The organism is Campylobacter sp. JMF_04 NA10 (assembly GCF_027737655.1).
Classification (GTDB): Bacteria; Campylobacterota; Campylobacteria; order Campylobacterales; family Campylobacteraceae; genus Campylobacter_B.
In genome coordinates this window covers 44,586-68,633 of the sequence record NZ_JAOVTZ010000006.1, presented here as the reverse complement: position 1 = coordinate 68,633, position 24,048 = coordinate 44,586, and the positions used below count along the sequence as shown (strand labels likewise).

The following is a 24,048-nucleotide window of genomic DNA, read 5'->3' as shown; positions in this document are numbered from 1 at the left end:
CAGATGCTAATTGGATTATGAAACGGGTTCTTAGGCTTTTTGTGGAAAGCAAAATCTATATCCGCGACGACGAACTGTCTCGATTGTAGAAATATTTAGTGGTTTATCCATTTTTTGGCGGATTTGGTTGATTGCGACCTCGATTACATTTGGGGTTACTAGCTCTGGCTCTTCCCAAATAGCGTCAAGTAGTTGCTCTTTGCTTACGATTTGGTCTGAGTGGCGAGCTAGGTGAGTCAGCACCTCGAAAGGTTTGCCTTTTAGCTCGATTTCTTGGCCAAGATATGTAATTTTCTCCTCATCTGGGTCGATGATAAGATCGTCGATTTTGATGATATTTGAGCCACCAAATCTAAGTCTAGCTTCAAGTCTAGCCACCAAAACATCGAAATCAAATGGTTTTTTGATATAATCATCTGCGCCTGCTTTTAGAGCTTTTATCTCGCTTTCTTTATCGTCTTTTGCAGATAGCACGACGACTGCTGTGCGAGCGAATTTTTGTTTTATAATGTTGATTAAATCGACGCCGCTGCCGTCTGGTAACATCCAGTCTGTCAAAACTAAATCGTAATTTCGTATGCCTATGTAATATTCAGCGTCTTTAAAGCTTTCTGAGCTGTCTGTTTGGTAACCAAACTCCGCCAAACCCTCGGCGATAGTTTTGTTTAGAGTAACTTCATCTTCGACAATTAAAATTCTCATTGATTTTCCTTCGTAATAAAATTTGGCGTGATTGTAGCATATTTTAAGCCAAAATTCAAGTTTTTTTAAAGAAATTTTAAAAATTTATTTCGATTTGCGCGCCGACTTTTGCGTCAGCTAAAATTTGGGTTTTGTAAATTTTCATATAGAAGTAATTCAGGCTTTTATACTGAGTTTTAAAGCTCTTGGCGAAGAAATTTAGCGCGTCTTCGACGAGCAAAAATTTCTCCCTCTCAAAGCTAAATTTTATAAATTCGCACGCCTTGGCGTAGTCTATAAATTCATCTGCGCCAAATTTTGCACTTACTAAAATTTCTTGTTTTTTTTCTCTTTCGAAATCCAAAATTCCAACAATCGCGTCGAATTTCAAATCCTCAATCAAAACCCGAATCATATTACCCGTTTTTCCTCGCCACGAAGCAATCTTGCGATATTTGGAATATGTTTGTAAAACACGATAAAAACTATGATAAAAATCGGCGCGTGAGTGTGGATTGCTGGCATATCTGCGTGGAGTATGTAGCTAGCCACAATTAGCGCGAGCGCCGCTGATAGCGAGGCTACGGACGAAATTTTAAGCACTTTACCCACAATAAACCAAACAACAAGCGCAATGATTAGCTCGATTGGCACGAAGCATGCTAGCACGCCAGCTCCCGTGGCTACGCCCTTACCACCGCTAAATCCAAGGTATGGCGAAAAACAATGCCCCACCACAGCAAACACAGCCATGCCCCAAAGCACATTTTCATCAAAACCCATAGCCCTCGCCACCAAAATCGGCACCACACCCTTTAAAGCGTCGCAAACCACGGTCAAAATCGCTAAAATTTTAGCCTTGCTTGGGTCTGTTTCTTTAAGCACACGCAAGACATTTGTGGCCCCTATCGAGCCACTTCCAGCAGATTTGATATCAACCTTGCCAAAATATTTGCCAATAAGCAGTCCAAACGGCACAGCTCCTAAAAAATATGCTACCAAATAACACCAAAAATTTGAAGCAGCTAAAAGTCCTAAAATTATACCTTTAATCATTTTTTACCCTAACTCTTCCACAAAATCGAAATTTTCTCATCATAAATATCTGTCTTTTTCGGAGCCAGCGAGACTACGCCAAGCTCGATATTTTTGAGATCTAAGCTCTCTTTTAACTGCGCGATTTGCTCATCAAATCTCTCTTGCAGGGCCTGCATTTGCGAGTATAGCTCATCTACGCTAGCTTCTGCGTTTTTGGCTTCGTTGCGCTGGGTTAGCACGCGGTGAGCGTTTCGCACGCCACTTACGGTTTTGCTAATCGTAGTCGCACTCGTGCGCGATCTGCCAAAAAGCGAGCCTAGTATCGCGCTTCCTATGCTAAGGGCTGCGTTAATTCCTTGGCTAGTAACATCGCTTTTTTCTTTTTCTAGCTTCTCTTCGGCGCGGTTTATGCGGGTTTGAAGCGTAGATTTTTCTTTTTCAAATTTAGCTAGAATTTCATCTGTTTTTTGCTCTAAAATTTCATTTGCCTTATCTTGCAGTCTTTGATAAAATTCCTCTTTGCTCTCATCTGGCGCGCTGTGCATATCAAGCGCGCTGTATAATTCTAGCCTTTGGTTACGATAAACCCAGTCTTTGAAATTGCGAATAAAAGTGGCAAAATTTTTCGCGCTAGCAATAAAGCTTGGCAAAGCGCAATACGACGAATCCTCTAACTCATCGCTTCGTATATTATCAATAGCGCGGTCGCTCGCCTCGTCCCAGTTGATCTCGCTAGCATCCGAGATATCAAGCAAATACGCGTAATCCCTCGTGTATTCGCCCTCTTTGTCAGCATAGCGCACCTTAGCTGTGGCATATAGATACGGACTTAGCTCGCGAGAGGCGCCGTAGCTGTAAATTTGCGAAATTTCATTTGATACGATTGGTTTGGCACTGCTTGCGCTTTTTACTTTGTTTCCAGTGCTGTTCGCGCCTGGTGTGCCCTTTTTTTCGCTCATTAAATTTGAAATTTGCTCGTTGCTTAAAGGGCCTTTTAAATAGCTAAGTGCAAAGCGAGTTTCTATCGTTTTTAGGCTATCTTCGTTGATATTTTTGACTAAGAAATTTCGCTTTTTGAGGTTTGAGATTTGCTCCATTAGCGCAGATTTATCCACAGGATTTGAGCCAATTCCGCTAAGTCCGCCGATTACTCGCTCTTTATCTTGGGCGGTTTGGAGGCGACCGATAAACCAAGTGCCGATATTGCTAAGGCCTTTGTAATCCAAATCCACAGGGTTTTGCGTGCTAAGAACGCAGCCTAGCCCAAAAGCGCGCGCTTGTTTTAGAAGGGTCAGCATAGGGGTTTTTGATGGGGGATTGCCATTTGGCGGGAAAAATCCATATATCTCGTCCATATACAAAATCGCTCTAAGTGCGCTGGTCCCTTGCGTTTGGCGCATCCAATTAACCATTTCGTTTAAAAGCAAGGTTACGAAAAACATTCTCTCATCGTCGTTTAAATGCGCGATACAAAAGATATTCGCCCTAGCCTTGCCACTCTCGTTAAATAGCATTTTTGCGATATCTAGCCTCTCGCCCTCGCACCAAAGCTTGAAACTTGGGCTTGCGATTAGGGCGTTGATTTTCATAGCTAGCGCCATGCGTTTGTCGCTAGGGAAGAAGTTATTCACATCAAAAACGCCGATTTTATCAAATGGCGGAGTGATGATTTGGTTGATGAGATCGACCACGCTCACGCCCCTGCCCTCGCTGAAATTTGAACTAAAAATTTGAGAAATCAGCAAAAATTCTGGCGAGCTTAGATTATCGCTAGTAATGCCAGCTAGACTAAGCACGCTAGAAGCGATACCGCAGATATAATTATTCATATCCTCATCGTTTAAATTTTTTGGCGCTTCAAAGTCGCTAAGCAGGCTAACTCCTAGCCCAGCGCTTGATTTTGGTGTGTAAATTTTAAACTCGGCGCTGTTTTTAAGCAGCTCGACTCTGTCTAAATTTTGGTAAGAATTTTCTATGCCATTTCGCCACATTTGCGCGGTCTCGCTCGCCATTTGCTCCACGCTAAGGCCTTTGTTCGCAGCCTCTGTTTCGTCGATATAAGGCAAAAAATCCTGCGCGCTCATATTTGGAAATGTAAGAGCTAAATTTGTCAAATCGCCCTTGGGATCGATGATGATGGATGGGATATTATCAATCGCGGCCTCTTCTAAAAGCGTGATTCCAAGGCCAGTTTTACCACTACCAGTCATACCGATGATTAGCGCGTGGGTTGTGAGATCTTTGTTTTTATACAAATACGGCTCAGAATTTTCGAGCCCCAAATAAAAAAGCTTCAAATTTTCTTGCAAAGTCTTCATAAATTTTCCTTCGTAAAATTTGGCGCATTATATCATTTAAATTTTTAAATTTAAATTTGCTACAATATCCTAAATTTAAGGAATTTATCAATGTTGGAAGAAAAAATTAAAAACAATGCTAGCGGAATTTTGCTCTATGGTATCGTTCCGCCAAAAATCAGTTTCGAGCCCGAAAAAATCGAGCGACTTGGCGCGCTTTGGAGAGAGCGCATAACCTCTATGCCATGCGATGGCATAGTCATTTATGATTTACAAGATGAGAGCGCAAGGACGAGCGAGACGCGCACTTATGAATTTATCGAAACGCTAGATCCAGCGCTGTATTACACCAAACACCTGCGCGAGGTCAAACCAGCCATAATCTACCGCGCTGTGGGTAAATACAATGAGAGTAAATTTAGCGAAATTTTAAATGCAAGAGCGAGTAATTTTGGCGTATTTGTGGGGGCCTCCTCGAAATACGACGCGATGAAAATCCCACTAAAACGGGCATATCAGATAAAAAAAGAGATTGCTAGCGATTTGCATTTGGGTGGAATTTGCATAGCCGAGCGCCACAAACAAACACGCGCCGAGCACCTAAAAATCGCGTCAAAAAGCATAAGCGGGTGCGAGTATTTCATCAGCCAAGCCGTCTATGACGCTGAGAGTGTGAAAAATTTCATAGATGATTATGCTAATCTTGGGTGCAAAAAAGTGCCTATAATCTTTACTTTCACGCCGTGCGGAAGCGAAAAAACGCTCGAATTTATGAAGTGGCTTGGCATTAGCGTGCCGGATTTTTTGGAAAATCGCCTAAAAACCAGCACCGATATCTTGCAAAGCTCGGTGAGCCTGTGCGTGGAGCTGTTTGATTTCATCTACAAATACTCGCTTGCAAAGGGCATTAGCGTGGGTGCAAATGTAGAGAGCGTCAGCACCAAAAAGGCTGAAATCGAGGCTTCAATCGAGCTTTTGAAAAAAATCAAAGAAATAATCGTAAAAAGGGAAAATTTAGGAATTGGCGAAAAATAAAATTTGCTAAAATTTAGCAGATTTGTGGCGCAAAATTTTGTTTAAATTTCACCCAAATTTTGCAAAATTTTGCGCCAAATTCGCCAAATTTACTCGTCCGAATTCTGCCCTGCTTCATCAAACATTTTTTGCACGCTTGGAGCGTTGTTAGTTAGCTTTTTGATAGTTAGTTTTTCGGCTTTATCATTAGCTAGGCGCAGGTTATTTTCAGAAGATAAAAGCTCATTTTTTACCTTTTCTAGGTGGCTTATAGTTTTGTCGATTTCATCGATTGCCTTTTGAAATTTCTCGCTTGCTAGGCGGTAATTTTTGCCAAATTTATCCTTAAACTCGTCAATATTGCTTTTAAAGGTTTCGATGTCTAAATTTTGGTTTTGATACTCTACTAGACGCTTTTTATCTTCGAGCGAATTTAGCGCAGCGTTGCGTAGCAGCGAGATTATCGGCAAGAAAAACTGCGGGCGGATCACATACATTTTTTCATATTTGTGCGAAACATCGACAATGCCTGTGTTATAAAGCTCACTATCGCTTTCAAGTAGCGAGACAAGCACCGCGTATTCGCAGTTTTTCGCCTTTCTGTCCTTGTCTAATTTGGCAAAAAATTCCTCGTTTTTGTGCTTTGACGCGGTCGTATCGGCCTCGTTTTTCATCTCAAACATTATCGAAATATACTCTACGCCGTCTTTGAAATCGCGAAATATAAAATCGCCTTTGCCGCCCTCTTTGACCTCATTGTCTTTTTCAAAATAAGCGTTTGCAAATGCGGTGGTGCGGAGCTTCTCAAACTCCGTGCTACAATGGATCTCCAAGCTCTCGCCAACCATTTTTGTCGATAATTTCGCCTTTAAATCCTTGTAATAATCTATCATCGCGTCTTTGTCGCTGATTGTTTTTTCGAAATTTTCACGCAAAATTTGCTCTTTTTCGACGAAATTTTTTTCTTTTTCACTCAGTGTGATTTTAAGCTCGGAAATTTCGCTATCTTTGCTCGAAATAGCGTTGCTCACAGCCAAATTTTTCTCATTTTCACTTGCGCTGATTTTGGCGTTTAACTCGGTAATTTTCTGGTTTAGCTCGGCGATTTTAGCCTCATTTTCAAGGGAAATTTTGCTTTTTTCAATCTCAAATTTTTGCGTTAAATTCTCATCTTTGCCTTTTAGTTCGGCCTGTGATTTCGCCAAAATTTCTTTAAGTTGCGAAATTTCACTATCTTTTTGCGCTTTTAAATTAGCGATATATTCTTTTGCCCTAGCGATTTCTTGGGATTTTACAAGCTCTAATTCGCTTTGGAATTTTGCGTTTTCGTTTTGCAATCTCTCATTTAAAATTTTCTCAAATTCGCTATTTCTGATTTGCGCTACGATTTTTTGGTATTCACTCTCATCAATTGCGAAAATTTCGCCGCAGTTTGGACATTTGATCTCAGACATGATTTTTCCTTTACTTTAAAATTTTAGTGAATTTTACAATAAGAATTCGACAATTAATGTCTAAATTTGATAAATTTTGAAATTTAAGCGTTAAATTTAAATAGCACAGAACCCCAAGTAAATCCCCCGCCAAAGGCATCTAACAAGACTAACGAGCCATTTTTTAGCCTGCCAGCCTCATAAGCTTCGTTTAGCGCCATTGGGATTGAAGCTGAGCTTGTGTTGCCGTATTTTTGCACGGTTACGACACATTGATTTTCCGTAAAGCCTATCTTTTCGCGCACTGCCTCGATTATGCGCAAATTCGCTTGGTGCGGGACAAACAGATCAATATCGCTAGATTTTAAATTATTTTTTTCTAATGCCTCTTCGACCGATTTTATCAGCGTTGGAACTGCGATTTTATAGACATCTTGACCTCGCATTTTGATAAATCCGAGCTTATCGTCTAAAATTTGTTGCGAAATAGGATTTGCGCTCCCAGGTGCTGGTGTGATCAAATAATCAGCCTTTGCGCCGTCGCTCGCGCTGTTTGTGTAGATTATACCCTCGCCATCGCCCACGCTCACTACTGCTGCGCCAGCGCCGTCGCCAAAAAGCACACAGGTACTCCTGTCACTATAATCCGTAATCGCGCTTAATTTTTCGCTTCCGACGATTAGTATATGTTTTTTAGCTCCGCTTTCGATAAGCGATTTGGCTAGGTCTAGCAAATATACAAATCCGCTACACGCAGCACTTATATCAAACGCCATAACGCCAAATTTAAGCCCCAATTTATCAGCAATCAAAGCCGCAGTTGATGGCATACAAAAATAATCAGGCGTGATTGTGGCACAAAGCACAGCATCTATCTGCTCTGCTCTTAGCCCGCTTCTTTGAAGTGCCAAAGCAGCAGCCTTTGCGCCCATATCGCTGGTAGCCTCATTCGCATCTGCGATATGGCGCTCTTTAATGCCCGTTCTTTGGGTAATCCACTCATCGCTGGTATCGACCATACCCTCCAAATCGTGGTTTGTTAAAATTCTCTTTGGAGCGTAGGCGCCTATGGATACCACCGAAGCCTTCATCTTTATCCTTGGTTGTAGTTGCTAAGTTGGGTTTGGATAACTGAGTTTATGTTTGAATCCGAAAATTTAAGCGCTTGAAAAATTGCGTTTTTTATCGCTTTTGGCGTGCTTTTGCCGTGGCTTATGATTACGCACTCTTTCACGCCCAAAAGTGGCGCGCCACCAGTTTCATCGTAATCGGTCGATTTTTTGATTATCTTAAATACACGCCTCATCAAAATCGAACCAGCTATCGCAATCGGCGATTTTTTCGCCTCTTTTTTGATAAGTTTATTCATAGCGCTGGCTATGCCCTCGCTGGTTTTAAGGACGATATTTCCGATAAATCCGTCAGTGATGACGACATCTACCGAGCCGTCGAAAATCTGATTTCCCTCGGCATTGCCGACGAAATTTTGCATTTTTTTGAGTTTTGGGAAAATTTCTTTATTGACCTCGTTACCTTTGCTATCCTCTTCGCCATTTGACAAAAGTCCGATTCTAGGGGTTTTAATCCCCATAATCTCTTTTGCATAAGCCTCACCCATAACGGCAAATTCGAATAAATTTTCAGGTTTGCAATCCACATTTGCCCCGACATCTAAAACCAGCGTTTTACCACCCTGACTAGTCGGAAAAAGCGTAGCAATGGCTGGGCGCGAAATGCCTGGAATTCTACCGATTCTAAGCGTAGCTAGGCTGTGCGTAGCCCCGCTATGACCAGCTGAAACCACGGCCTTACAGGTGCCATTTCTGACCAAATCTACTGCTTGATAAATAGTGGAATTTTTGCGCTTTAAAACATCTGTCGCACCCTCTTTCATCTCGAAAACTTCGTCAGTCTGGACATACTCTATGTATTTTTGAAATTCTGCCGGGATAAAAGGGGCGATTTTTGCCTCGTCGCCTACTAAGAAAGCTTTGAATTTTTGCTCTCTTAGTGCTTCAATAACTCCGCATACAATAGGCTCGCAACCGAAGTCGCCACCCATTGCGTCGATAGCAATCGACGTCATGGGATTAGTATTCTCCTGTATTTTTATTTACTCTGTGAGGAATCTTCCAGCTACCGTCTTTGTCTTTGACTGGCACAGGTAGAGTTACAGTGTAATGAGTTCTTCTTTTTGCTGCGCGAGTTTTACTCACTCTTCGTTTAGGAACTGCCATTTTTTCTCCTTTATAAAATTTATAATTCTTTACATTTGTCGCAATAAAAGTAGTCGCTTTTTATCGCTTCTACTTCGCTTTGTAAAATTTCATCTATGTCGATACTGCCCTCGAAAAACTCGATTACATCTAAGCTATCAGAGCCTTTGTAGATCCCGTCACTTAGCATTAAATCGACATTTTCATCTAAGTTTAACTCAAATTCACTTCCGCAACGATCACAAATATATGGTATCGCTCCGCAAATTTGGGCGTTGCATTGATACAGGCTTTCTCCTGATTTGTGCAACTCGCCGCTAAATTTAACACCGCCACTTTGGATATCAAATTTAATCGGCTCTTTTGTGATTTTTACAAAGCTAATTTTCAAAATTTTACCTTAGCAAATCTCTTTTTTAGCAAAGAAAAATGCAATCTCGATAGCTGCGTTTTCTAGGCTATCGCTACCATGGACTGCGTTTGCATCGATACTTTCGGCGAAATCAGCGCGAATTGTGCCTGGCTTTGCCTCTTTTGGATTTGTTGCACCCATTAGTTCGCGGTTTTTAGCTACTGCGTTCTCGCCCTCTAAAACCATAACCACAACCGGGCCACTAACCATAAAATCAACTAATTCGCCAAAAAATGGGCGATCTTTATGAACTGCGTAAAACGCTTTTGCGTCATCTACGCTTAATTGCAATTTTTTTGCTGCTGCTATACGCAAACCGTTGCTTTCAAATCTATCTATGATTTTGCCTATAACGCCCTTTTTTACGGCATCTGGCTTAATTATTGATAGTGTTTGTTGCATACGAACTCCTTTATTGTAAAAGGATGATTATATCTAAAATAGGTTAAAATTTATTTAAGAATTAAATTTTCATGGCATTTAAGCCATGAAAATTTTGAATTTGTATTTATGCGACTACCGGAGTATCGCCACCGCGCAATTCTGCGCCGATTTCAGCTTTGCTTGGTTGTCCAGCGATAACTTCGCTCCAAACGATACAGCCGTCAGTTGGACAGGCGTTTGCACAGGCTGGTTCGTCATTGTGGCCTACACACTCTACACATTTATCAGCATATACATAGTATGTGTCTGCCCCTGTTGGGTTATCGCTATCATCAACAATCGCGCTAACTGGGCACTCATCGATACAAGAACCGCATGCTATACAAATATCAGTAATTTTTACTGCCATATTTTCTCCTTTATCAAAAAATACTCTAAATAATAACACACTATTTTTAAAAAGTCATTAAAAATTTGGATTAGATTTGAATTTTATATTGCGTGTAAATTTGGTTTAAATTTTTTATAAGATAAAATGTGTATAATTCGCAAATGATAAATTTTATTATTAAGGAGAAAATATCATGTTAGTAACTACAAAAGCAGTAGATTTCACAGCACAAGCCGTTCTTGGCGACAACAGCATTGTAGAGGATTTCAACCTTTACAAAAACATCGGCCCAAAAGGCGCAGTTGTGTTCTTTTATCCAAAAGATTTCACATTTGTTTGCCCTAGCGAGATTATCGCATTTGACAAACGCTATAAAGAATTTAAAGATAGAGGCGTAGAGGTCATCGGCGTATCTTGCGATAGCGAGTTCGTTCATCTTGCATGGAAAAACACACCAGTAAATGAAGGCGGTATCGGCAAAGTCCAATTCCCGCTAGTTTCAGATATCACAAAAGATATCGCTAGAAGCTTCGATGTGCTTTTTGGCAATGCAGTTGCGCTAAGAGGCTCATTTTTGCTAGATAGCGACGGCACAATCCGCCACGCTGTCATCAACGACCTTCCACTTGGCAGAAATATCGACGAGATGATTCGTATGGTAGATACTATGCTATTTACTAACGAGCACGGCGAGGTTTGCCCAGCTGGCTGGAACAAAGGCGACGCTGGTATGAAGGCTAACCCACAAGGCGTAGCCGAGTATTTAGGCAAAAACTCAGACAAACTATAAAACTCCAAATTTGGCGCAGCCCCCTGCGCCAAATTTATCACGCAAACGCGTGCGTATGGGGCCTTCCCCCTAAGGCTCCACCTTTATGTATCCCCATAAAATTGAAATTTTAAGAGAGCCTTTAAAAGCTCTCTTTTTTCATTTAAAATTTACTATTTTCAGTTAAAATCTCGCTTTTTTAAAAAGGATAATTTATGAAAAAAATATTTTTCGCACTTTGCGCGGCATTTAGCCTAAATTTCGCCGTATCACTTGATCCAAATTTAGCGCTAAAATTCGACGACAATGTCACCACAGGCACCCTAGAAAACGGCCTAAAATACTTCATACAGCAAAACCCCGTCCCCAAAAACAGCGCATATTTTTACCTAAATGTAAATGCTGGCAGTATCGACGAAAACGACGACGAGCAGGGATTTGCGCACTTTGTCGAGCACATGGCATTTAACGGCAGCGAAAATTTCGACAAAAACGAGCTAGTCAAAAAATTAGAAAGCCTAGGCGTGAAATTTGGCGCAGATTTAAACGCGCAAACTAGCTTTCAAAACACGACCTACAATATCCAAGCAAGCGTGAGCGATGAAAATTTAAACGACATTTTCACGGTATTTAGGGACTACGCTAGGGGCGTAAAATTTGATCCAGCCGAGGTCGAAAAAGAAAAAGGCGTGATTTTAGAAGAGGCGAAAAAGGATTATAAAACCAGATTTTACGAGCAAAGAGCCAAGTCCCTGTATCCAAACTCGATCTTTCAAAGACGCTTCCCAATAGGCAAAAACGAAGCCATAGCGGGTGCGACGAGCGAGAGTTTGCGGGCGTTTTATGATAGAAATTATGCGCCAAATTTAATGAGCGTCATCGTCGTGGGTGATGTAAATTCGACGCAAATCGAAAATTTAATCAAAGCTAAATTTAGCGATTTAAAACCTCGCTCTAAAAAAATCGCGCGAGATACGAGCCTGCAAAAATTCGGCGCAGGTTATGCAAACATCGTAGAACCACAGATTGGCACAAATGCCGTAAATATCGTGTTTGCCGGCGAGCACAGCCCCTTAAACAGCATAGGCGAAATGAAAAAAGCCTGGCTTGATACCTACATCGCAAAACTTCTTAGCCTTAGCTACGATGCCCTAAATATAGGCGCGAAAATCCCCCTAAAAGCGGGATTTGACAGCGATGATTTATTCGGTGAGCGCAGACTTTACTCTTTTAGTGCAAACATTTTTGATTTCGACGCAAATGCCACGCTGACTAGCCTATTTAGCGCGATTAAGGGCGCTAGGGAGCATGGATTTTCGGCTGGGGATTTTGAGAGTGCAAAGGCAGAATTTATCAACTCCGTCCAAACCAATCTCATCAAAAACGACACGCAAAACAAGCAAATTTATGAAATTTTGGATTTTGTAATAAACGGCAACACTAAGCTTGACAAGCAGGATAAACACGATTTAAGCCTTGCGATTTTGGGCGAAATTTCGCTAAGCGATGTCAATGAATACTTCAAGCAAATCACGAGTGGAGCGCACTTTACGGAGATAATTTCGACGAAAGATCTAAATTTAAGCGCAAGGGAAATAGATAAAATTTATCAAAACGCAACCCCATTTGATTTTAGCAAAAATGGTCAAAATGATAAAAAACTTTTAGAAAACGAACCTCTTCCAGCCAAATTTAGCCAAAATTTTGACAGCGATAAAAACATAACCACGCTAAATTTCGATAACGGCGTCAAGGCGATTTTAAAGCGAAATTTGGGCAAAAAAAATAGCATACAAATCAGCGTGAAAAAACTAGGCGGAATTTCGAATTTTGCGAGCAAGGCTGAGGCTGAAATTTTAAGCGCATTGCTAAATTCAGGCACTATTGGCGAGTTTAACGAATACGAGGCTAGGAGGCTTACTAGCGGGTTTAACTACTCTTTGCGCTTTGGTATAAACGAGCTTTCTAGCGGGTTTAGCGGGGAGTGCGCTAGCAAGGATTTCGAGGCGATGATGAGGGAGCTGTTTGTGAAAATGAGCACGCCAAAAATCCACGCAAATTCGCTGGAAAAATACCAAAGTAGCGCGCTTTCTAACCTTGCGCTCAGAGATGAGACGATAGATTTTCGCTTCAACAAACAAATCGTAAATTCGCTATTTAGCGGGGATTTGCGCTTTAAAGCTCCGCTTGAAATAAGCGATGTAAAAAGCGCGAATTTAGCGTATTTTGGGGGCTTAGCAAATGAAATTTTCGCTAATGGAGGCGAGTATTTGTTTGTGATAAGTGGCGATTTTGACGAGGATAAAATCACCGAAATTTTGGCCAAATACGCAGGAAATTTAAAAGGCAAAGCTGGCATTGGCGAAATCGCCCAAACAAAGCTTAGCGCAAACGCCGTAAAAATCGAAGAAAACTACGGCGATAGCGATAAAAGCGAGGTTAGAATGATTTATCTAAACTACGATTTGAGCGAGTTTGATATTTTAAACTCATACAAGCTCAAAGCCTTCGAAAGTGCCGTAAAAACGCAAATCACCGAAAAAATCAGAGAGGCCAAAGGGCTAATCTACTCAGCCAGCGTGAGTGCCTCATACGCGCAGTTTCCGCAGATAAAATCTGGGCTAAATATCTCGTTTTCGTGCAACGAAAAGGACAAGGAAGCGGTGATTGAGGGAATCAAAGAAATCGTCGCTGATATCGCGCACAACGGCACTAGCGCAGATCAGCTAGAAAATTTCAAAAAAGCGCAAATTTTATCCATGAAAAGAGCCAGCGAAAACAACGATTTTTGGCTAAGCAACATCGCTTCGCACGAGCTTTTCGGCTATCCGTTTTACGATGATGAAATTTATGCTGCGCGCATAAACGCCCTTAGCAACGAGGATGTGAAATTTGGGGCAAATTTAATCGCAAAAGAGCCGTTTATCGCGATTTTAAATCCGAAAAAGTAAGTAAATTTAGCCTTTTAACGATACTGCGCGCGCCATAAATTCGGCAACTTGCGCAGTGTCAAATTTATTATCATAAAAAAGATTAAACGCTAATGCGCCTTGGTTGATTAGCATTTCGCGTCCGTCTTTTGTGCGAACGCCCTGAGTGCTAGCCAAATCCAAAAACGGCGTAATCTTGCCATAAATTGCGTCAAATGCGAATTTTGCTTCCTTGAAAACAGCGTCCAAAATTTCGGCTGGGGCTGGTAAAAAATCATCTTTTAGCCCTGCGCTTGTGGAATTTACGACCAAATCGTAGCTTTGAAATTTGAAATTTTCGTAGGTATAAAAATTCTCGCATTTAAAATTTTCTGGCTCTTTTTCGCTGCGGTTTAAAATGTCAAATTTAACGCCATTTTTCGCCAAAATATAACCAATCGCCCGCGTCGTGCCACCAGCGCCCAAAACAAGCACGCGCTTTAAACTTCCAAACTCCCTAATCGCCTCGTAAAATCCGGGCGCGTCAGTGTTGTATCCGTAAAATTTGGAGTTTTTTCGCACGAGAGTATTCACTGAGCCGATCTCGCGCGCCGCCTCGCTTAGCTCATCGCTTATCCTATAAGCTTCTAGCTTAAAAGGCACGGTGATGTTCGCGCCATTTAAGCCTAAATTCAGAAATTTTTGTTTCAAATCCGTAGCTGTTTCTAACAAAACCCGCCCATAAAAGGCATCAAGGCCTAGCTCTTTAATCGCCAAATTGTGCATTAAAGGCGATATAGAGTGAGATATCGGATTGCCAAAAACGGCAAATTTGTGCATTATTTCACTCTGTAAATGTATGCGCCACTATTAACCGCACGCATGTCGCTAATAGCCTTGTTTAGCTCTTCTCCACTAAATGGACCGACCAAAATTTTAACCACATCTTTGCCATTTACTTGGGTTTTTAAACCCACTGGATTATAGCCTTTGGCTGTGATTTTGCGCACATCTGAGCTGTTTGGATCGTAAGAGTTCGAAGCGAAAACTTGGATATAATTTCCAGCCCCCACGCTCGAATTTGCAGTTTTTGCCGCAGTGCCTACTTTGGCAGGTTCTTTTTTAGGCTCAGTTTTTGGAGTCTCTTTTTTGACTTCGGCTTTTTTAATTTCCTCTTTTTTAGGTTCAGGTTTTTTCGCCTCTACCTTTTTAGGCTCATCTTTTTTAACCTCAGCCTTTTTCACCTCTGCTTTTTTAGGCTCAGTTTTTGGAGCCTCTTTTTTGACTTCGACTTTTGGGGCTTCTTTTTTGATTTCAACCTTTGGAGCTTGCAACTGCTCTTTTACGGTTTTTACCTCTTCTGGTTTTGGTTCTTCTTTTTTAACCTCGATTCTTTGGACTACGACAGGCTTAGGCTCTTCTTTGACCTCGGGTTTTTTAATCTCTACCTTTGTTTGAGGGGCGGTGTTTTGCACCACTGGCTTTGGCTCATCTTTTACTTCACTTTTGATTTCAACCTTTGAAATTTGAAGTTCGCTTGGTTTTGGCGCAGGGGCTGGCTCTGCCTTTGGAGCTTGGGTTTGAGGCTGCGCGTTAGAAGTATCACTGCTAACCACATTGATCTCTGGCTCTTTTTTTACCTCTTCTTTTTTAGTAAGTTCTTCTTCGCTAGGCATTGTTAGGGCTGCGTTTGTGTCAATGTCGTTTTTGTTGATAGCTTTCATTATTATAAGAACTATCAAAAACAAAACTATAATTCCAGCCGCAATAGTCAAAAGCTTTTTTAGGCTAGCTGTGCCGTCTCCTGGCGCTCCGTTCATAGTGATATCGCTCATATCAAATTTATCTGTCATAATATCTCCTAAAAATTTATTTACCCTTTTTAAAAAATTTAACAAATCTTTTAAAAAGGGTAATAAGGCGCACGAAGCGCCTTAAAATCAATACATCGCTTTATCGTAAATGATAAATTTATGCGCCAAATCAACAATCTCTTTTTTAACTTTTGCTTGAAGTTCAGTGTTTGTTATGTCGCTAAGCACATCTGCGATTTTATTTGCGATAAACTCAAACTCAGCCTCTTTCATACCGCGAGATGTCAGAGCAGGGCTTCCTACGCGAATACCGCTTGTGATAAACGGACTGCGAATCTCGCCCGGGACTGTGTTTTTATTTACGGTGATTCCTGCATTTCCAAGAGCTATGTCGGCGTCTTTGCCGCTAAATTCTTTATTTAGGAAGCTTACTAGGATTAAGTGATTATCCGTGCCGCCGCTTACTAGATCAAATCCCCTTTTTACCAAAGTTTCGCCTAAAATTTTTGCATTTGCTTTGACCTGTTTTGCATAAACTTTCCACTCAGGGCTTAGATTGTGTTTGAAGCCAACAGCCTTTCCTGCGATGACATGCATTAGGGGCCCTCCTTGAATGCCCGGGAAAATCGAACTATTGATTTTTTTAGCAAATTCTTCATCATTTGTCATAATGATACCGCCGCGTGGTCCGCGAAGTGTTTTGTGAGTGGTAGAGCTAACTACATGGCAGTGCGGGAACGGATGAGCGTGCTCGCCAGCTACAACTAGACCTGCGATGTGAGCCACATCGGCAAAAAGATACGCACCCACGCTATCAGCGATTTCTCTAAATTTAGCAAAATCTATCTCTCTTGTATAAGCACTTGCGCCACAAACTATCATTTTTGGTTTTACGATACCAGCTATGTCTGCTACGCGGTCGTAGTTTATGCGACCATCAAGCTCGACGCCGTATTCAAAGCTCTCGTAATATTTTCCGCTACTTGAAACCTTTGCGCCGTGTGTTAGGTGTCCGCCGTGGCTTAGCGACATACCCAAAATTTTATCACCCGGTTTTAAAAACGCTCCATAAACGCCTTGATTTGCTTGTGAGCCTGAGTTTGGCTGAACATTTGCGAATTCGCAACCAAAAAGTTTTTTACATCGCTCAATAGCGATTGTTTCGATTTCATCGACAAATTCGCAGCCGCCATAATATCTTTTGCCAGGATAGCCCTCTGCGTATTTGTTTGATAACACTGAGCCCATTACCTGCATAACCTCTGGGTAAGTGAAATTTTCGCTTGCAATCATCTCTAAATGGTCACACTGACGAGCTAGCTCCTTGCTCATCAAATCAAAAATTTCTTTATCAAAATCTGCCAACATTTTTACTCCTTATCTGAATTTAACGGTTTCATAGCTGGAAACAAAATAACATCTCGAATCGATTTTTTATTTAATAAAATCATCACCAATCTATCAATCCCAAGCCCCCAACCAGCGGTAGGTGGCATAGCATAACTTAGTGCTTTGACATAATCAGCATCCATTTCGTGCGCTTCGTCATCGCCTGCGTTTTTCGCGTCGATTTGCGCCTTAAATCTCTCAAATTGATCAAGCGGATCGTTTAGCTCGTTAAATGCATTTGCAATCTCCTTGCCAGCGATATATAACTCAAATCTCTCGGCGATTTTTGGATTTTCGTCGCTCCTTCTAGCAAGCGGGCTAATCTCGATAGGAAAATCCACGATAAAGGTCGGATCTATGAGCTTGGCTTCGACATAATTATCGAAAAGTTCGCTTTGCAAGTGGCCCAAATCTAGCTTTTCATTGACTTCGAATTTATCGGCTTTAAGCTTTGCTAAAATTTTGTCTTTATCATTTATAATCTCAGGATCCAATCCGCCTATTTCAACCAGCGCGTCAAGGTATTTTATGCGCGCAAAAGGCTTAGTAAAGTCGATTTCAAGCTCGTCGTATTGAAGCTTTTTATCAAGTCCTAGCTTATCCATTACAGCCCAGATTAAATTTTGTGTCAGATCCATGACATCATTATAATCATGCCATGCCCAGTAAAACTCAATGCTGGTAAATTCAGGATTGTGCGTTAAATCCATGCCCTCGTTGCGGAAATTTCTATTGATTTCAAAAACAGCTTCCATACCGCCTACAATCAGCCGTTTTAGGTAAAGTTCAGGTGCGATTCGCAGGTATCTATCCACATCAAGAGCGTTGTGGTGCGTGATAAAAGGCTTCGCGTTTGCGCCACCTGCGATTGGGTGCATCATCGGAGTTTCGACCTCCAAAAATCCATGCGCCTCAAAAAAGTTGCGAATTTCACGGATTATGACAGAGCGTTTGATAAAATCGCTTCTAACCTCTGGATTCATTATCATGTCAAGGTAGCGTTGGCGGTATCGCATTTCGATATCTACTAGGCCGTGGAATTTCTCAGGTAGTGGAGAAATCGCTTTTGAAGCTAGTTTGATATTTGAGGCATGTATCGAAAACTCGCCAGTTTGCGTGATAAAGGCGTATCCTGTAACGGTAATAATATCGCCTACTTCGAGATTTTTCTTAAATTTAGCGTAATCTTCCTCGCCGATACTGTCGCGCGAATAATAAATTTGAATATTTCCGCTTTCGTCTTCGATATTTGCAAATGTCGATTTTCCCGCAACTCTTTTTAGTTTCAAACGCCCTGCCAAAACTACAATCTCATCTGATTTTTTTTCTTCTGTATTTGCAATACTAGCGAATTTCTCGCGAAATTCTACGATTTTCATATCTCGTTTTAAAAAATGAGGGTATGGATTTACCCCTAAATTTCGCAATTCGTTTGATTTATCTATTCTTTGGATTTCTAATTGTGAGTCGAACAAATTATTTCCTTTTTGCCGCGCAATCAGCGCAAATTCCGTAAAGCTGCATAATATGGCCAGTTAGGACAAAGCCATTTTCTTTGGCGATTTGGATTTGTTTTTTCTCGATACTAGCGTCGCGGAATTCGACGATTTTATTGCAACTTTTGCAGATTAGGTGATCATGGTGTGGTTTGTTTGCAAGTTCGAATTTTTTGCCTTGCGCGCCGAAAGTAATAGATGTCGCCATGCCTGATTCTTCGAGCAAATTCAGCGTGCGATACACTGTGGCGATACCTACATTTAGCTCAGGATTTTTCGCCTTGATCTCGCTATGCAAAGCCTCTGGCGTAAAGTGCATATTGCTATTATAAAGCGTTCTTAGCAAAACCTCGCGCTGTTTTGTGTATTTTAAGCCATTATCGCTAAGTGCTTTTTTAAATTCAAGCAAAAGTGCGTCAAATTCTAAATTTTCGATTTTAGCGTCCATTACAATCTCCCTTCACTTACATTTAAATCCAAGCTTTGATTGATATCAAAAACCTCGTTTGAAATATTGTTTTGAATTTCTGTCGTATTATCTTCGCTTGGGGTTAAAATTTCACTAGCTTTTTGCTCTAAGCTTTGCAAATTTTCTTTGACTACTGGGTCGTCTTTTAAATCCATAATCCACTTACCCACGCTTAGTAGCACTGGGGCAACTGCGCTAGTTTCGAAAAATTTCTTTGTCTGCTCGTTTAGCATCATAGGACCTCTTGCAAAGGTTACGATAACGGCAAAAATTAAGAAAATTTTAGCCACGCTAAATGCAAATCCACCGATTCTATCGACAAATCCTAGCCCACTCCATTTAAAGAGTTTTGAGATAATCTCGCCCAAAATCAGGCAGATTATCCACACACCAAAAAGCACAGCCAAAAATCCGATTAAAGTCTGAGTAGTATCGCCAGAGAAAATTCCATTTGCATTTTGCAATGCAGGGACTTTACTAGCTATCCACGCCCCTGCCATCTCTTTGTAGCGCACAGCGATCCACAAACCACCAATCAAGCCTAAAATTCCAAAAATTTCCTTCATAATGCCATTTGTAAGACCCCTTAATCCAAAAAGGATTATCAGACCCACTACAATGGCGTCAAACCAATTTATACCTTCCATAATCACGCACCCACAACGCCGATAAGCTCTTGTAAATTTGTAGAGTAGCGCAATGCCGTTTCTTTGGCGATTTGATTTGCTCTGATTGCCTTAACCATAGCCTGTGTTTGCGTAATCATACCAGTGCTTTGTTGGTTAAGTTGCATTTGTGAGTAAATTTGATGAACTTTGTTTTCGCGGATTAGGTTGGCAACCGCGTTATTGTTAATCAAAATTTCATGCACTGCGATACGACCGCCACCAAGCTTTGGAAGCAAAGATTGCGAAATAACCGCAGTTAGTGAAACTGAAAGCATGTTTCGCACTTGAAGTTGTTCGCCGCCATCAAAGCTATCGATGATACGGTTGATTGTTTGGATTGCTGAGTTTGTGTGAAGTGTGCCAAAAACCAAGTGTCCTGTCTCAGCCGCAGTAATCGCGATAGAAATCGTCTCCCTATCACGCATCTCACCGACCAGGATAATATCAGGGTCTTCACGAAGTGAGAATTTCAAAGCTTGCGCATAAGAGTGCGTATCCGTGCCGATATTTCTGTGAGAAAATAGAGATTTTTTGTTTTGATGCACGAACTCGACTGGATCTTCAACCGTGATAATGTGCTTGCGCTCTTTTTCGTTGATTTCATTTAGCATAGCCGCCAAAGTCGTTGATTTACCAGATCCTGTCGGACCAGTGACTAAAATCATACCCTTTTCGCGTTTTACAACCTCTTTAAAAATGCTTGGAGCCTTCAAATCATCAAGGCTAGGGATATCGATAGGAATAATACGAAACGCAGCGGCCAAATCGCCGTTCATAGTGTAATAGTAGTTTCCACGAAAGCGTCCGATATTTGGCAACTCAATCGCGAAGTCAAGCTCTTTGTTTTCCTCTAAATCGCTTTTTTGTTGATCTGTAATCATCGCATAGCAAATATACTCGATATCACTTCCGCTAAGGCTATCCATAGCCAAAGGACGAAGCGTTCCATCTATTCGGATTTGCGGTGCTGAGCGAGAAACTAGGTGTAAGTCAGAAGCTTTATTAAAAACAACTGTCTTTAATAAGGTTTCGATATCTACTAAATTTTTTCTTGGATCTTCCATACTTTTCCTTTCTAATCAATAATTTTAGGCACTACAAAATAATCACCCTCGCTTGAAGGTGCATGTCCCAGAATAATAGAGCGAACATCGCTAGCGCGTGGCTCATCCTCGCGAAATGGAGTTCCGCCCTTTAAAGTAGTTATGGCTACTTCCTCACCATCTAATTTTAATTCGTTTAAAATTTCGACAAAATCTACTACCTTATTTAACTGACCGATAAACTCATTTCGTTTTTCATCAGGGATTTTTAAAGCAGCTAATTTTTCGAGCCTTGATAATAAAATTTCATCTATTATCATAAATTTTCCTTTTCTGATAAATGCGACATTATATCATAAAAATTCTTGTCTTTGGGCATATTTAAATTTTTTTATGCTACAATTACCGCCAAATTTAATCACAAAAGGATACTACTTTGGCTTTAAAAGACGACATCGAAGGCGTTAAAAAAGAAATAGGCACAGAAGAGCAGTTTTTAGAAGGCGTTATCAAAAGCGAAATTTTCATTAAAAAATACAAAAAACCTTTAATCTTTTTCGCTACCCTTATAATGGTGATTTTCGTAGGATACTGGGCAAACGAATTTATCCAAAATTCTCGCATAAACAGCGCGAACGAGCTATACTCAGAGCTTTTAGAGGCGCGAGATGACGCAAAACTAGCCAAGCTAAAAGACAAAGATTTCAATCTATACGCGTTATATATGCTAAATCACGGCACAGCTGACGATTTAACTTCCCTTGCAAACGATAGTAAGGTCGATTATTTGCTAAAAGAGATTATCAGCGTGCAAAACGGCAAACAAAGCCCGCTTTTGCTTAACGATTACGACGCTATCGTCAAGGGATACGAGCTTTTAAAAACAGGTCAAATCGAGGCTGCAAACGCCGAATTTGACAAAATCGCCATAGATTCGCCAGTGCGAAATTTAGCGTTAAATTTAAAACATTACAAAGGAAATAAATAATGAAAAAATCAATCATATTTACACTTCTGCTTTCGTTTTTATTTTTCGGTTGTTCGACCAAACGCCAGTATTTCGACCCAGGCGATGACAATATCACAGGCGAAATGGTCTTTAACGGCTCGCTTCCAGCCGAAATCGTCTATGCTGCCAAAGAGGGCGCCACACTATCAAACGGCGCAGTTATCACCAAATCAGGCGTAAATGAAAATATCAAACTTAACGAAAATGAACGATTTTTAGGCGAGTATAATGGAAATTTCATCGCCACAGACACAAACGGCACGACTAGGGTTTTGGGTAGCGATGGCAGTGTGAAATTTGAGCGAGATCTCAAACGCTATGCCCTAAGTGGCGCGATTGACGGCGATGATTTGGCACTTGTGATGAGCGATAATAGCGTAATGCTCTTTCGCCTAAGCTCGGGCGCTATGGTGCTAGATGATAAAATCGGCGACGCATTTGCCATAGATTCACGCACAGCCGCTCCGCTTTTTATCAACCAATTAGTAGCCTACCCAGCCCTTGATGGCTTAGTAAATATCGTAGAGCGCACAGGCGGTCGCTCTGTGAAGGATTTCGTCGTATCAAATCAACCATTTTTTAACAACATAACCACGCTTCAAGCCCGTGGCGATGACCTTTATGCAGGCACAGGCACAAGGCTAGTTCTCATCAGCCCAAATGGCAACAAAACCTACAACCGAGACATTAGAAATGTCCTATTTGACGGCGATAGAATCTATCTTTTGCTAAAAGACGGCACGGTCGAGCTTTTGGATAAAAACCTAAATTTAATAAAATCTCGCAAATTTACCTTCGCTCAGCTATTAGAGGGTGTATTTAGCGGGGAATACCTTTATATCGTGGAGCGCACAGGTTTTGTTATCCGCACGGATAAAAATCTGCAAAGCGAGGCGATTTTTGAGCTAAATGATGAGATTGACTCTCGCGCATTTAGCGCAAATTCGTCATTTTACTACGATGATAAAGTGCTAAATTTTGCTAAGTAAAATTTCCAATCTCATGGTTAGCCATGAAATTTTGCTTAAAAATTTCAAAACCATAGATTTGAAAATTTTCACTCGCTCCCGCGCATACAGCGCCTATTTTGGCGTGGATTTATCTGGGTTTAATACCATGATTTTCATGCGCGAGGCATCATCTCGCTTCATTATGCGAGATAGCGAATTTTTATTAAATTTAACCGAACAAATTTGCGCAAATTTAGGCAAAACTATCAAAAAACGAGTTTTGTTTCACAACAGCCAAATTTGCTCAAAAAGTAAAAAATTTTTAGAAGAAAACGGATTTAAAACCTATGCTTTTATGTGATATCGGCAACACACATGCCAAATTTTATGATAACGGCGCAACCTTTGCTATGGGTATCGATGAGTTTTTGAACTACGAACCAATCGAGAGAGTGTATTGTATAAATGTAAATGCCAGAGTGCAACGCAAGCTAAACAATCCCCTATTTATCGACATTACGCACCATTTCCACATAAACACCACCTACCAAGGGCTAGGAATAGATAGAATCGTCGCGTGCAGTATGGTCGAAACTGGCGTCATCGTCGATGCAGGCAGCGCTATCACGGTCGATGTCATGGAGGGTGGCACCCACCTTGGCGGATTTATCCTGCCTGGAATCCACGCTATGCTTCGCACTTATGGCGAAATTTCATCTGTCTTAGATGTCAATCTCTCGACGAAAATTTCCCTAGACTCGCTTCCGCAAAAAACAAGCGACGCCGTGAATTACGGCATTTTCAAACCAACAATCCTAGCCATAGCCGACATTGCTGGCGATAAACGCATACACTTTACCGGCGGGGACGGCGCGTTTTTAATGCGACATTTCAAAAACGGCGTTTATGATAGGGATTTGATTTTCCGCGCTATGAAAAATTTAATCTCACAAAAAGGACTTTTATGATTACGATTGCGCTACCAAAGGGTCGCATTGCCGATGATACACTCAAAATTTTCAAAAGCATTTTTGGGCTAGAATTTGCCTTTGAAGACCGCAAATTAATCATGCAAGAGGGTGATTTTAAATTTCTTTATGTCCGCAACCAAGACATTCCCACCTATGTCGTCGGAGGCGCAGCAGATATCGGCGTAGTGGGGCTAGATGTGCTCGAAGAGCACAAACCAGATGTTTTGCGCCTGCTAGATCTCAAAATCGGCAAATGCAGAGTTTGTGTGGGCGTGCCAAACGAAACCGAGCTTGATTACAACACCCCAGGTATCAAAATCGCAACCAAAATGCCAAATATCACGCGCGAATACTTCGCCACCAAAGCCGTCGCCACTCAGGTCATCAAACTATATGGCTCAATCGAGCTAGCTCCGATTATAGGGCTATCAGACGCTATCGTCGATGTGGTCGAAACAGGCGCTACGATGAAGCAAAACGGCCTTAAAGTCGCCGAGGTTATCATGCACAGCTCAGCGCACCTCATCGCCAACAAAAACAGCTTTGTCATCAAACGAGATGAAATTTTAGATTTGCGCGACAAACTCCAAACCGCTATCGCTTGAAATTTTAATTTGCCATTGCGAGCGAGCACGCCAAATTTGTCATTGTAAGACGGCAACGCCAGGGGAGCAATCCAGTAAAATTCCCTAATC

27 protein-coding genes are annotated in these 24,048 nt (G+C 41.3%); 8 read left to right on the top strand and 19 right to left on the bottom strand.

Translation table 11 applies throughout. The features are described from left to right. Nucleotides 1-30: 30 nt before the first annotated feature. From hsrA to OFO12_RS07700, 4 genes are all read right to left on the bottom strand, one after another. Nucleotides 31-702, bottom strand: a complete 672-nt coding sequence (gene hsrA, locus OFO12_RS07715) for a homeostatic response regulator transcription factor HsrA (protein ID WP_270859722.1) — start codon at nt 700-702, stop codon at nt 31-33. 76 nt (nt 703-778) lie between these two features. Then, nucleotides 779-1,096, bottom strand: coding sequence for a dihydroneopterin aldolase (locus OFO12_RS07710; RefSeq protein ID WP_270859723.1), 318 nt, complete (start codon nt 1,094-1,096; stop codon nt 779-781). Next, nucleotides 1,093-1,737 carry a glycerol-3-phosphate 1-O-acyltransferase PlsY gene (gene plsY / locus OFO12_RS07705; protein WP_270865405.1) on the bottom strand — a complete coding sequence of 215 codons (645 nt, stop codon included), beginning with the start codon at nt 1,735-1,737 and terminating at the stop codon, nt 1,093-1,095. Before plsY ends, OFO12_RS07710 begins: the two co-directional genes overlap by 4 nt. A gap of 8 nt (nt 1,738-1,745) precedes the next feature. Next, on the bottom strand, nt 1,746-4,037 hold the full coding sequence (locus tag OFO12_RS07700) for a helicase HerA domain-containing protein (RefSeq protein WP_270870071.1): 2,292 nt from the start codon (nt 4,035-4,037) through the stop codon (nt 1,746-1,748). Nucleotides 4,038-4,127: 90 nt separating this feature from the next. On the opposite strand from OFO12_RS07700, the gene OFO12_RS07695 reads away from it, so the two are divergent. Then, entirely contained in the window at nt 4,128-5,051 is a 924-nt protein-coding gene (locus OFO12_RS07695; RefSeq protein WP_270870070.1) for a methylenetetrahydrofolate reductase, read from the top strand. Between the two features lie 89 nt (nt 5,052-5,140). Here OFO12_RS07695 and OFO12_RS07690 read toward each other — a convergent pair whose 3' ends face one another. The 7 genes from OFO12_RS07690 to OFO12_RS07660 form a co-directional block, all read right to left on the bottom strand. Next, a complete protein-coding gene (locus tag OFO12_RS07690) occupies nt 5,141-6,484 on the bottom strand; it encodes a DUF2130 domain-containing protein (protein ID WP_270870069.1) in 1,344 nt (447 codons plus the stop codon). Between the two features lie 83 nt (nt 6,485-6,567). After that, nucleotides 6,568-7,554 (bottom strand): beta-ketoacyl-ACP synthase III, encoded by a 987-nt coding sequence (locus tag OFO12_RS07685; protein WP_270870068.1) that lies wholly within the window; start codon nt 7,552-7,554, stop codon nt 6,568-6,570. Nucleotides 7,555-7,556: 2 nt separating this feature from the next. Beyond that, a complete protein-coding gene (plsX, locus tag OFO12_RS07680) occupies nt 7,557-8,549 on the bottom strand; it encodes a phosphate acyltransferase PlsX (protein WP_270859729.1) in 993 nt (330 codons plus the stop codon). A 4-nt stretch (nt 8,550-8,553) separates the two neighbouring features. Continuing rightward, nucleotides 8,554-8,700, bottom strand: coding sequence for a 50S ribosomal protein L32 (rpmF, locus tag OFO12_RS07675; RefSeq protein ID WP_270859730.1), 147 nt, complete (start codon nt 8,698-8,700; stop codon nt 8,554-8,556). A 19-nt stretch (nt 8,701-8,719) separates the two neighbouring features. Next, nucleotides 8,720-9,070, bottom strand: coding sequence for a hypothetical protein (locus OFO12_RS07670; RefSeq protein WP_270870067.1), 351 nt, complete (start codon nt 9,068-9,070; stop codon nt 8,720-8,722). A 9-nt stretch (nt 9,071-9,079) separates the two neighbouring features. Then, a complete protein-coding gene (gene ndk / locus OFO12_RS07665; protein ID WP_270859732.1) occupies nt 9,080-9,493 on the bottom strand; it encodes a nucleoside-diphosphate kinase in 414 nt (137 codons plus the stop codon). 106 nt (nt 9,494-9,599) lie between these two features. Then, the gene (locus OFO12_RS07660) at nt 9,600-9,884 is read right to left on the bottom strand and encodes a DUF362 domain-containing protein (RefSeq protein ID WP_270870066.1); all 285 of its coding nucleotides are present in this window, start codon (nt 9,882-9,884) and stop codon (nt 9,600-9,602) included. Nucleotides 9,885-10,059: 175 nt separating this feature from the next. On the opposite strand from OFO12_RS07660, the gene OFO12_RS07655 reads away from it, so the two are divergent. Next, entirely contained in the window at nt 10,060-10,656 is a 597-nt protein-coding gene (locus tag OFO12_RS07655; RefSeq protein ID WP_270862741.1) for a peroxiredoxin, read from the top strand. 194 nt (nt 10,657-10,850) lie between these two features. After that, complete coding sequence (locus OFO12_RS07650) at nt 10,851-13,586, top strand: M16 family metallopeptidase (RefSeq protein WP_270870065.1); 2,736 nt, start codon at nt 10,851-10,853, stop codon at nt 13,584-13,586. A gap of 6 nt (nt 13,587-13,592) precedes the next feature. On the opposite strand, the gene OFO12_RS07645 is transcribed toward OFO12_RS07650, so the two are convergent. The 8 genes from OFO12_RS07645 to gatC form a co-directional block, all read right to left on the bottom strand. Continuing rightward, nucleotides 13,593-14,384, bottom strand: coding sequence for a shikimate dehydrogenase (locus OFO12_RS07645; RefSeq protein ID WP_270870064.1), 792 nt, complete (start codon nt 14,382-14,384; stop codon nt 13,593-13,595). After that, a complete protein-coding gene (locus OFO12_RS07640; RefSeq protein WP_270870063.1) occupies nt 14,384-15,397 on the bottom strand; it encodes an SPOR domain-containing protein in 1,014 nt (337 codons plus the stop codon). The genes OFO12_RS07645 and OFO12_RS07640 overlap by 1 nt, the downstream gene beginning before the upstream one ends. Before the next feature lie 87 nt (nt 15,398-15,484). After that, the gene (locus OFO12_RS07635; RefSeq protein WP_270870062.1) at nt 15,485-16,726 is read right to left on the bottom strand and encodes a serine hydroxymethyltransferase; all 1,242 of its coding nucleotides are present in this window, start codon (nt 16,724-16,726) and stop codon (nt 15,485-15,487) included. Nucleotides 16,727-16,728: 2 nt separating this feature from the next. Continuing rightward, on the bottom strand, nt 16,729-18,222 hold the full coding sequence (gene lysS / locus OFO12_RS07630) for a lysine--tRNA ligase (RefSeq protein ID WP_270870061.1): 1,494 nt from the start codon (nt 18,220-18,222) through the stop codon (nt 16,729-16,731). A 1-nt stretch (nt 18,223) separates the two neighbouring features. Beyond that, entirely contained in the window at nt 18,224-18,691 is a 468-nt protein-coding gene (locus OFO12_RS07625; RefSeq protein WP_270859740.1) for a Fur family transcriptional regulator, read from the bottom strand. Further along, on the bottom strand, nt 18,691-19,359 hold the full coding sequence (locus OFO12_RS07620; RefSeq protein ID WP_270868871.1) for a CvpA family protein: 669 nt from the start codon (nt 19,357-19,359) through the stop codon (nt 18,691-18,693). Before OFO12_RS07620 ends, OFO12_RS07625 begins: the two co-directional genes overlap by 1 nt. A gap of 2 nt (nt 19,360-19,361) precedes the next feature. Then, entirely contained in the window at nt 19,362-20,444 is a 1,083-nt protein-coding gene (locus tag OFO12_RS07615; RefSeq protein ID WP_270859742.1) for a type IV pilus twitching motility protein PilT, read from the bottom strand. Between the two features lie 11 nt (nt 20,445-20,455). Further along, complete coding sequence (gene gatC, locus OFO12_RS07610; RefSeq protein WP_270859743.1) at nt 20,456-20,743, bottom strand: Asp-tRNA(Asn)/Glu-tRNA(Gln) amidotransferase subunit GatC; 288 nt, start codon at nt 20,741-20,743, stop codon at nt 20,456-20,458. Between the two features lie 116 nt (nt 20,744-20,859). Here gatC and OFO12_RS07605 point away from each other — a divergent pair, with 116 nt between their 5' ends. Genes OFO12_RS07605 through hisG form a run of 5 tightly spaced genes read left to right on the top strand, consistent with a single transcriptional unit; the run spans nt 20,860 to nt 23,958 of the window. Further along, on the top strand, nt 20,860-21,411 hold the full coding sequence (locus OFO12_RS07605; RefSeq protein WP_270868872.1) for a hypothetical protein: 552 nt from the start codon (nt 20,860-20,862) through the stop codon (nt 21,409-21,411). After that, nucleotides 21,411-22,421, top strand: coding sequence for an L-seryl-tRNA selenium transferase (locus tag OFO12_RS07600; RefSeq protein WP_270868873.1), 1,011 nt, complete (start codon nt 21,411-21,413; stop codon nt 22,419-22,421). The genes OFO12_RS07605 and OFO12_RS07600 overlap by 1 nt, the downstream gene beginning before the upstream one ends. A 13-nt stretch (nt 22,422-22,434) precedes the next feature. After that, nucleotides 22,435-22,743 carry a hypothetical protein gene (locus OFO12_RS07595; RefSeq protein WP_270870060.1) on the top strand — a complete coding sequence of 103 codons (309 nt, stop codon included), beginning with the start codon at nt 22,435-22,437 and terminating at the stop codon, nt 22,741-22,743. After that, nucleotides 22,730-23,350, top strand: a complete 621-nt coding sequence (locus OFO12_RS07590; RefSeq protein WP_270866574.1) for a type III pantothenate kinase — start codon at nt 22,730-22,732, stop codon at nt 23,348-23,350. The genes OFO12_RS07595 and OFO12_RS07590 overlap by 14 nt, the downstream gene beginning before the upstream one ends. After that, a complete protein-coding gene (hisG, locus tag OFO12_RS07585; RefSeq protein WP_270866573.1) occupies nt 23,347-23,958 on the top strand; it encodes an ATP phosphoribosyltransferase in 612 nt (203 codons plus the stop codon). The genes OFO12_RS07590 and hisG overlap by 4 nt, the downstream gene beginning before the upstream one ends. Nucleotides 23,959-24,048: the final 90 nt, after the last annotated feature.

What these genes read in the sequence shown, in the direction of transcription:
- OFO12_RS07700 (WP_270870071.1), bottom strand. Translation starts at nt 4,037, where the DNA reads ATGAAGACTTTGCAAGAAAATTTGAAGCTTTTTTATTTGGGGCTCGAA.
- OFO12_RS07645 (WP_270870064.1), bottom strand. Translation starts at nt 14,384, where the DNA reads ATGCACAAATTTGCCGTTTTTGGCAATCCGATATCTCACTCTATATCG.
- OFO12_RS07620 (WP_270868871.1), bottom strand. Translation starts at nt 19,359, where the DNA reads ATGGAAGGTATAAATTGGTTTGACGCCATTGTAGTGGGTCTGATAATC.
- OFO12_RS07660 (WP_270870066.1), bottom strand. Translation starts at nt 9,884, where the DNA reads ATGGCAGTAAAAATTACTGATATTTGTATAGCATGCGGTTCTTGTATC.
- plsX (WP_270859729.1), bottom strand. Translation starts at nt 8,549, where the DNA reads ATGACGTCGATTGCTATCGACGCAATGGGTGGCGACTTCGGTTGCGAG.
- gatC (WP_270859743.1), bottom strand. Translation starts at nt 20,743, where the DNA reads ATGATAATAGATGAAATTTTATTATCAAGGCTCGAAAAATTAGCTGCT.
- OFO12_RS07625 (WP_270859740.1), bottom strand. Translation starts at nt 18,691, where the DNA reads ATGGACGCTAAAATCGAAAATTTAGAATTTGACGCACTTTTGCTTGAA.
- OFO12_RS07635 (WP_270870062.1), bottom strand. Translation starts at nt 16,726, where the DNA reads ATGTTGGCAGATTTTGATAAAGAAATTTTTGATTTGATGAGCAAGGAG.
- OFO12_RS07710 (WP_270859723.1), bottom strand. Translation starts at nt 1,096, where the DNA reads ATGATTCGGGTTTTGATTGAGGATTTGAAATTCGACGCGATTGTTGGA.
- hsrA (WP_270859722.1), bottom strand. Translation starts at nt 702, where the DNA reads ATGAGAATTTTAATTGTCGAAGATGAAGTTACTCTAAACAAAACTATC.
- OFO12_RS07615 (WP_270859742.1), bottom strand. Translation starts at nt 20,444, where the DNA reads ATGGAAGATCCAAGAAAAAATTTAGTAGATATCGAAACCTTATTAAAG.
- OFO12_RS07590 (WP_270866574.1), top strand. Translation starts at nt 22,730, where the DNA reads ATGCTTTTATGTGATATCGGCAACACACATGCCAAATTTTATGATAAC.
- hisG (WP_270866573.1), top strand. Translation starts at nt 23,347, where the DNA reads ATGATTACGATTGCGCTACCAAAGGGTCGCATTGCCGATGATACACTC.
- OFO12_RS07655 (WP_270862741.1), top strand. Translation starts at nt 10,060, where the DNA reads ATGTTAGTAACTACAAAAGCAGTAGATTTCACAGCACAAGCCGTTCTT.
- OFO12_RS07690 (WP_270870069.1), bottom strand. Translation starts at nt 6,484, where the DNA reads ATGTCTGAGATCAAATGTCCAAACTGCGGCGAAATTTTCGCAATTGAT.
- OFO12_RS07640 (WP_270870063.1), bottom strand. Translation starts at nt 15,397, where the DNA reads ATGACAGATAAATTTGATATGAGCGATATCACTATGAACGGAGCGCCA.
- rpmF (WP_270859730.1), bottom strand. Translation starts at nt 8,700, where the DNA reads ATGGCAGTTCCTAAACGAAGAGTGAGTAAAACTCGCGCAGCAAAAAGA.
- OFO12_RS07650 (WP_270870065.1), top strand. Translation starts at nt 10,851, where the DNA reads ATGAAAAAAATATTTTTCGCACTTTGCGCGGCATTTAGCCTAAATTTC.
- OFO12_RS07600 (WP_270868873.1), top strand. Translation starts at nt 21,411, where the DNA reads ATGAAAAAATCAATCATATTTACACTTCTGCTTTCGTTTTTATTTTTC.
- ndk (WP_270859732.1), bottom strand. Translation starts at nt 9,493, where the DNA reads ATGCAACAAACACTATCAATAATTAAGCCAGATGCCGTAAAAAAGGGC.
- OFO12_RS07695 (WP_270870070.1), top strand. Translation starts at nt 4,128, where the DNA reads ATGTTGGAAGAAAAAATTAAAAACAATGCTAGCGGAATTTTGCTCTAT.
- plsY (WP_270865405.1), bottom strand. Translation starts at nt 1,737, where the DNA reads ATGATTAAAGGTATAATTTTAGGACTTTTAGCTGCTTCAAATTTTTGG.
- OFO12_RS07595 (WP_270870060.1), top strand. Translation starts at nt 22,435, where the DNA reads ATGGTTAGCCATGAAATTTTGCTTAAAAATTTCAAAACCATAGATTTG.
- OFO12_RS07685 (WP_270870068.1), bottom strand. Translation starts at nt 7,554, where the DNA reads ATGAAGGCTTCGGTGGTATCCATAGGCGCCTACGCTCCAAAGAGAATT.